The sequence below is a fragment of the Alteromonas sp. 1_MG-2023 genome, from assembly GCF_030547075.1.
Taxonomy (GTDB): Bacteria; Pseudomonadota; Gammaproteobacteria; order Enterobacterales; family Alteromonadaceae; genus Alteromonas.
In genome coordinates, this window is record NZ_JAUOQH010000031.1 from 1 (window position 1) to 7,152 (window position 7,152).

The 7,152-nt window shown below is 40.7% G+C and carries 4 protein-coding genes and 1 tRNA gene; all 5 read left to right on the top strand.

Going from position 1 to position 7,152, the window contains the following annotated elements; genetic code table 11:
• Positions 1–401 precede the first annotated feature (401 nt).
• Positions 402–1,868, top strand: coding sequence for a DUF3360 family protein (locus tag Q4561_RS19510; RefSeq protein ID WP_303462926.1), 1,467 nt, complete (start codon positions 402–404; stop codon positions 1,866–1,868).
• A gap of 205 nt (positions 1,869–2,073) precedes the next feature.
• Positions 2,074–2,165, top strand: a tRNA-Ser gene (locus Q4561_RS19515).
• 1,406 nt (positions 2,166–3,571) lie between these two features.
• A complete protein-coding gene (locus Q4561_RS19520) occupies positions 3,572–3,742 on the top strand; it encodes a hypothetical protein (RefSeq protein WP_303462927.1) in 171 nt (56 codons plus the stop codon).
• Positions 3,735–5,351, top strand: a complete 1,617-nt coding sequence (locus tag Q4561_RS19525; protein ID WP_303462928.1) for a lipopolysaccharide assembly protein LapB — start codon at positions 3,735–3,737, stop codon at positions 5,349–5,351. Before Q4561_RS19520 ends, Q4561_RS19525 begins: the two co-directional genes overlap by 8 nt.
• Before the next feature lie 1,221 nt (positions 5,352–6,572).
• Positions 6,573–6,953, top strand: coding sequence for a hypothetical protein (locus tag Q4561_RS19530; protein WP_303462929.1), 381 nt, complete (start codon positions 6,573–6,575; stop codon positions 6,951–6,953).
• Positions 6,954–7,152 lie beyond the last annotated feature (199 nt).

Sequence of the window (7,152 nt, forward strand, 5' to 3'; positions counted from 1 at the left end):
TGCACAGCCGAAGGCTGCCCGTAGGGTGAGCGCCATGGACGGCGCGAATGAATCCCTCCCTCTCCGCCAAGTTCTAAGAACCCGCACATTGTTGCGGGTTTTTTTATGTGTAAAAAAAGAGTGATGTTATAACGAGAGGGAGGGTGAGAACCCCCGTAGGTTTCGACAAAATGGCAGGATAGCCATTTTGCACAGCCGAAGGCTGCCCGTAGGGTGAGCGCCATGGACGGCGCGAATGAATCCCTCCCTCTCCGCCAAGTTCTAAAAACCCGCACATTGTTGCGGGTTTTTTTATGGGTAAAAGAAATGCGAAACCTACTCGATGTAAGACCACAGTCGCATTGTTACACTCCATTGACAGGTATAGTCTTGCGTTTCTTCCCGCAATCGTAAGGTGTTATGTGTCTCAAGAAAGCGCTTCTTATCAAAAACTTCACAAACCAAGTGGTACGTTTCAAACAAGAGAAGATTACCTCAACCACGAATTACAAATAATTTCTCCTAAGCGCTGGCGATTTAACCTGCCAGGTAGAGACTATCGCATAGAACTGGAAGACTGTGTGCCCGGTATGGCGGCAACGATAGGCAAAATTGTCATGGTGGCAGCCGTGGTTGGGGCGTTTGCCGCACCACTGGGGTTATCACCAGAGTTCGTAATAGAAAATGTGCGATTTGAGCTGTTGATTGCTGCTGTATTATTTGTGGTATTAATATCTGGATTTATAAACCCTTCAGCGAATTTAGCGGGTACCCATGGGCCTTTGTTGCCTTTGGTGCCGTTGATTGTTGCGTCGGGCGGCCACCCTATGGCATTAGGGTTACTAATTGGCTTTTTCGGCTTTTTATTAGGTATTACCAAAGGCGGTAGTGTACTTGCCAAGCTAACGAGTAATGGGGTTTGTGGCGGCCTGCTACTGTATTTAGGGTTTATCGGCATTACAGGGCAAGTGAAAAAACTTTTTGCGTGGGCAGAAAGTTTCGATATGGCTTATTTGGCCTTTGTGGTTATTGTTGCCACCATTTTGATGTATGCGTGGTTAGAGCATATTCAAAAGCGTTGGCTGGCTATACCATTGGGGGCAGTAATGGCAGCGGTAATTGCGTTTGCTTTAGGCGCGCCATTTGAATTCACTACTTCGCCAGGCATGCCAAATTTGAACCCAGCTTATTGGTGGGGCGAGAATACAGGGTGGCAATTGGGCTTACCTGATTGGTCACATTTTATTGCTGTCCTGCCATTTGCTGTATTAGCGGTATCCATGTGGTCTCCTGATTTTCTCGGGCATCAAGTTTTTCAAAAATTAAGCTACCCGAAAAACTCTGAGAAAGCGCACATGAATATAGATGACACCATGATCGCGGCGTCAAGCAGACAAGCGGTGGGCAGTTTACTCGGTGGGGGTAACATTGCTTCGTCGTGGGGAACCTACATTATTCCAGCGTCGATTGCCCGCAGACCTATTCCAGGAGGCGCCATTGTAACCGGCATATTGTGCGTTGTTGCTGCCATATGGGGTTATCCAATGGATTTAGCAATTTGGCCACCGGTATTATGTGTCGCGCTTATTGTTGGTGTGTTTTTACCGCTGATGGAAGCGGGTATGCAAATGACACGAGAAGGCAAAACAACACAATCCGCAGCGCTAGTGGTTATATCATCAGTACTAGTTAACCCTGTATTTGGTTGGTCGTTTACTATGCTACTAGATAATTTAGGTTTGGTTGGGTGTAAAGATCGCGCCAGTGAACTAGGCAAAGCGGGTAGGTGGTTAATACCGGGCATTACCTTTATTGTGCTGTGTACGGTTATGGCCTTAATCGGCATGTTCCCAGGTGTGCCTGCTATTATGGAGACGTTTCGACTCTAATTGCTGAATGTATTTATATAATAGTACGAAGGCATTCGCCACTATGCCAAGTTTTGAAAACCGCACATAGTTGCGGTTTTTTTATGCCTGGATTAGATTTTATCAGTACATAACTAGCATTTTGCTTATCTATTCGCCACTTGGTATGTTTTATTAAGATTTGCACTTTACACGCCTAAAAATATCATTATGATACGCACCACTTGGAGAGGTGGCAGAGCTCGGTTTAATGCACCTGACTTGAAATCAGGCGAAGGGTCAAACCTTCCGGGGGTTCGAATCCCTCCCTCTCCGCCAAATAATGATTGAAGCCCTGTATTTACAGGGCTTCGTTGTATTTGATTCTTGGTCAAAAATATACATTGTCACAGACATTTAGTTCTTAGCAATAATAGATAGTGTATAAATGACTATATAGACTCCTGTCCATCATCAATATAGAGACAGACATACCCAAGTCACAAATATTCTGCTCAATTAAAAACCGTGTAAGTCGCGTTGGCAAGGCGGTATTATGTCCGCTTCATCGAAGTTAAAAGTCTAAATTAAAACTGATAATAAGTCTCTGCCGTTTAGTATGACGCTATAAGTATTATTAGTGTCTACCCTGTAAGTAACATTCTATAATCGAGCCATTAGTATCGTGTTTTCTGTTACCCATTAAGGTTCACCTTATTCATCATGGTTTAACTCGGTGTGGTGCGAATTAAACAGCTAATGGTTCCACTAAGGCGGTTCAGTCGTGTCTATAGATTTATCGCGGTCGTATCCTATTCTGAGATGATTTTAGCCTTACGCTTAGATATTCCAATTTGAGACTTGCATGCAACGCCGCCGTTATTTTGTTTAGACTCTGTATGGGAATAATCAGCTATGCTGTACATGGCAGTTGCTCAAAACATCTACATTTCGGCTTTATATATTTTTCTGCGTTTTTAATAATTGTACGTATTACCAGTAAATTTACATTGGGGTTTTCAAAGTCGTTTCTATTAATACCCTCATTAGTACAGTGACGATCTTCTGCGGCTTTTTTAAAAAAATCATCATTGCAAAGGCTCTAGTTGCTGTTAACCCGTTCTGAGCATTGCTATAACAATCAGTAATTTCGTAGTTCACATTAGTTTCTGGCTCAGTTTCGGGAGTACCTTATTATTAGTGCAAGACAAATTGGTTACCATCTGGAGATAAATTAAATGAAACACCGCCAGCCGTTCCGAGGCAAAAGCTATCTGTAGCCTGCGACAATGACGCTTATGAATTTTCAGTGAAAATTCCCAGGTTATCGATAATCTGGTTAAATAAGTAACAATCTGGGATAATTCGTTGTGGTCAATGGAAGCCAATTTGTTTATCGTCAACGTATCTCAAGCCAGTTGTTATGGCTAAGTCTTCAATGAAGTTCCATTAAACCTCTGTAAACACTACGCCTATAAAGGGGGAGCCATATCGCTTGCAATGGGAACAACTGCATCTAATAAGCCATTTCATTCATTCAGTAATTCTTCTGTTTCGTATCGAATGTCAAAATAATAGAGGTGATGTGCTTCTAAATAGGTAGCTAATGTATAGATAGTAGTAATCTCTTCTTTTCTAACTCCTGTTTGCACACCTGCACTTAGTTTTAAATATGGCTGTGACAGCGAGTAGTCCATAGCGTTGATTTGTCTTATACTCTTAAAATTATTCAATGGAGGTTTGGGATGAAATCTTATGACGGGTTTAAAGCTGAAATGGAGTTAATTAAGCGGTTTGCAGTTGAAGCTAAGAATAACGTTTGTACTAATGCCCTTATAGAAGTGAAGTACTTACGTAAAGAGATTACTTTCATCACCAAGAACTTGCGAAAGTGTGAGGTTATTAACGTTGGATGAACGAAGTTTAGTTATTTACCGCGATGCAAAAAGTTCAATAAAAGCCTTTTTCTCAGAAACTCAAACGAGACCAGATGAATGTTTTGTGATCTTTTCTTCCCATGGAAGGCGCGCCCTTTGTACCAAAATAGGAGGAGCTGATCCTCTTCTTAGGGAGGGGTACGATGTTATTTGTGTGCAGACCAACTGTGACGATTGGCACCAGAATGTTTCCGTAAAAGGAATTGAAAAGCTAAAGGTGTTTTTGAAACAAAAATACCGTATAACAAAAGGATATGGTAGCTCGATGGGGGGGTTCGGAGCGATTGCTTATGCCGAGAGATTGGGATTTAATACTGTACTCGCTCTTTGTCCTCAATATACGATAGCTGAGAATTTTGACAAAAGATGGGAAAGCGAGAGTAAAAAAATTGTCTGGTATCAAACGATAGAAATGGCTGCTGGATATAATGGTATAATTCATTTAGTCTACGACCCTTTTGATCTTGACAATAAGCAAGCTAAATTAATAATTGACAACTTCAATGCAGCAAATGTGACAAGCTATAAGGTGAATTTTGGGTCACATGCACTTCCACAGTATTTTCATGACGCTGGGGTGTTGAAAAGGTTGCTTTTTTCTTTCGCAAAAGATTATTTGCAAATTCCAAAGGTGGAAAAGAAGACAAATAAAATTTACCTTAAACAGCTCAGTTTTGTACTTTTCCAGAAATCTAAGTTTCGATGGGCGAAAGCCACGATACAACGCTCAATTGAGCTAGGTGACGAACGGTATTCCGTGTATCGACTAGCAAGTGATATAAGCTATGGCCTTAAAGAATTTGATGATGCTATTGCGTTCACGAAACAAGCTATTAATGCGAAAGATAATAACGAACAAAGTATACAAAATCATAAAGAGCATTTAGCGAATTTGCTTCGTATAACTGGAAAACTTGATGATGCATTGAATATTGTTGATGAACTTATTCATGCACCAAAGAGTAAATTCACCGCTTATACCGCTAAAGCGAATATCTTACTAGATATGCAGCGAGTGAAAGAGGCGAAAGCCACAATTCGGCGTTCGATTGAACTAGGTGATGAACGGCATTCTACGTATCGAAAAGCAAGTGATTTAAGCCATCGTCTTCAAGACTTTGATGACGCTATTAGGTTCGCAAAACAAGCTATCAATGCGAAAAATAATAACAGACAAAGTCGACAAAATCACAAGGTGCATTTAGCTAATTTACTGCGCATTGCTGGAAAATTTGATGATGCATTGAATATTGTTGATGAACTTCTTCAAGTAGAAAAGTATAAATTTTCAGCTTACACCGCTAAAGTAAATATACTATTAGATACACAACAGGTCGAAGAGGCGAAAGCCACAATCCGGCGTTCGATTGAACTAGGTGATGAACGGCATTCTGCGTATCGACAAGCAAGTGATATAAGCCATCGTCTTAAAGATTTTAATGAGGCTATTAGGTTCGCAAATCAAGCTATAAATGCTAAAAATAATAGTAGACAGAGTCGACAAAATCACAAAGTACATTTAGCAAACTTACTACGTATTACTGTGAAATTTGACGATGCATTGATTAATGTTGATGAAAATAAGTGAATTGTATGATATCTCATACACGAAGACCGGCTCCTATCATAAAGGGTATAGAAAAATAGACGCTGATCGTTTTTTAATCGATGTTTTCTAGGGTCAACATGGGCTGAAGTCATTGTGCACAACTCATATTTTTTCCCATGGTTGGGCGTGCCAGATTCATTCACTTCTTTCAGGGATTATTAAAGATTGTTCTTTCCTCTCTGCGACGCAGTTACTTTTAGGCGTAAAAACGTCATAAAATCGAGCTAGATTCAGTAAAGAGGGATTAGCAGCGCGGCGAGTTTACCGAAGGAGTCGTAGGGTGTTAATTATAAGTGTTTAGTCGCATAAAGATAAGGCGATTCAAACACGTTTCTACCTTGCCATTTTTGTCATGCTTATGCATTGTTCGCTTATTGCGGGGCGATTGATATAACAGTACATTCGCTCTATTTCTTGGAGCGTGAGTATTCCCCCCTTGCACGTATAGAAAAACTCGATACATTGGACAGTTGACGTTTCTTGTTATCTTTAAGGGAAGACAGGATTTGTAATATATGTATCTTTTGTCCTTGTTGAGGCCCCATCGCAATACGTTAAATCATCTAAGCCCCTTGAAGGAGAAAAAGGTTAACTTCGTCACCCTCAGTGAGATTGAGGTGGATACTTTCTATGTTTCGCGTTATTTATCCGGCTTTTCCAAATATCGAGCTACGCGATAGTTGATGGTATTCTTCAGGGTAACGATATCATCACGTATGAGTGCTTTGAACCGTCCAAGCTGTGCTCTAACTTATCTTCACTCAGTGCACTAAAAAGCTGTTGAATAAGCGTGATCTCCACGGTTTTAGACTGTTTATAAACAAATGTCCACGACCAAAAATATAGCCCGATGCTTATTAACTTATCCTAAAACACAAACTATCAAGCACTAACGTAAATTTATGCAACTGTTTTAGTTGTAAAAAACGCCTCCCAAGGTAATTGAGATTTAATAATTGGCTTTGTCACATTGACTACAAGATTACTGACAGACTAATCGTATGAAGGCTTGATTTTTGAGGAGGAGAAACCCTCCCTCTCCGCCAAGTTTTGAAAACCCGCACATTGTTGCGGGTTTTTTTATGCCTGAAATAAAGTTTATAATTTTACGCGTTTATTAATGTGTGGTTTTGTAATCTAACCCTCAGCAATCAATCGAAAAGAAGATAAGCAGTCTAGTATTAATTTAAGGATGAATTTATGAAGCACTTGTTGGCTATGTTACCTATTGCCTTATTGGCCGGATGCGGTTCTGACAGCGACGATGGTGTCGTCTGCACCACTGGAGTTGTTCCAGGCATTGCGATAACCGTTATTGATGATGTAACCGAAGAAGCTATTTCCTGTGGTGCCACCGCATTGCTTCAAGAGTCGAGCTATGAAGAAGAGCTAACGAATCCAGAATCATCTGATTGCGACTCAACTGCGCTCTTGTATGGCGTAAACGAACGCAAAGGCTACTACAATATTACAGTGCACAAAGAGGGATATGAATACTGGTATGCTTATGATGTTGAAGTAGCAGTAGGGCTTTGTCATGTTGAACAAGTTGAGGTGGAAGCTCGATTGATTCCTTTATAGCGTGTGTCGTGTATTCACTACTTAACACGCACTAATTACATGAAATACAGTATTCCCTTTGTATTTTGCTTATCTATTCGCCACTTGGCACGTTTTATTGAGATTTGCACTTTACACGCCGTAAAATATCATTAAGATACGCAGCACTTGGAGAGGTGGCAGAGCTCGGTTTAATGCACCTGACTTGAAATCAGGCGAA

Excerpts from the sequence above, each read along its gene's own strand:
- Q4561_RS19520 (WP_303462927.1), top strand. The coding sequence starts at position 3,572 with ATGAAATCTTATGACGGGTTTAAAGCTGAAATGGAGTTAATTAAGCGG.
- Q4561_RS19530 (WP_303462929.1), top strand. The coding sequence starts at position 6,573 with ATGAAGCACTTGTTGGCTATGTTACCTATTGCCTTATTGGCCGGATGC.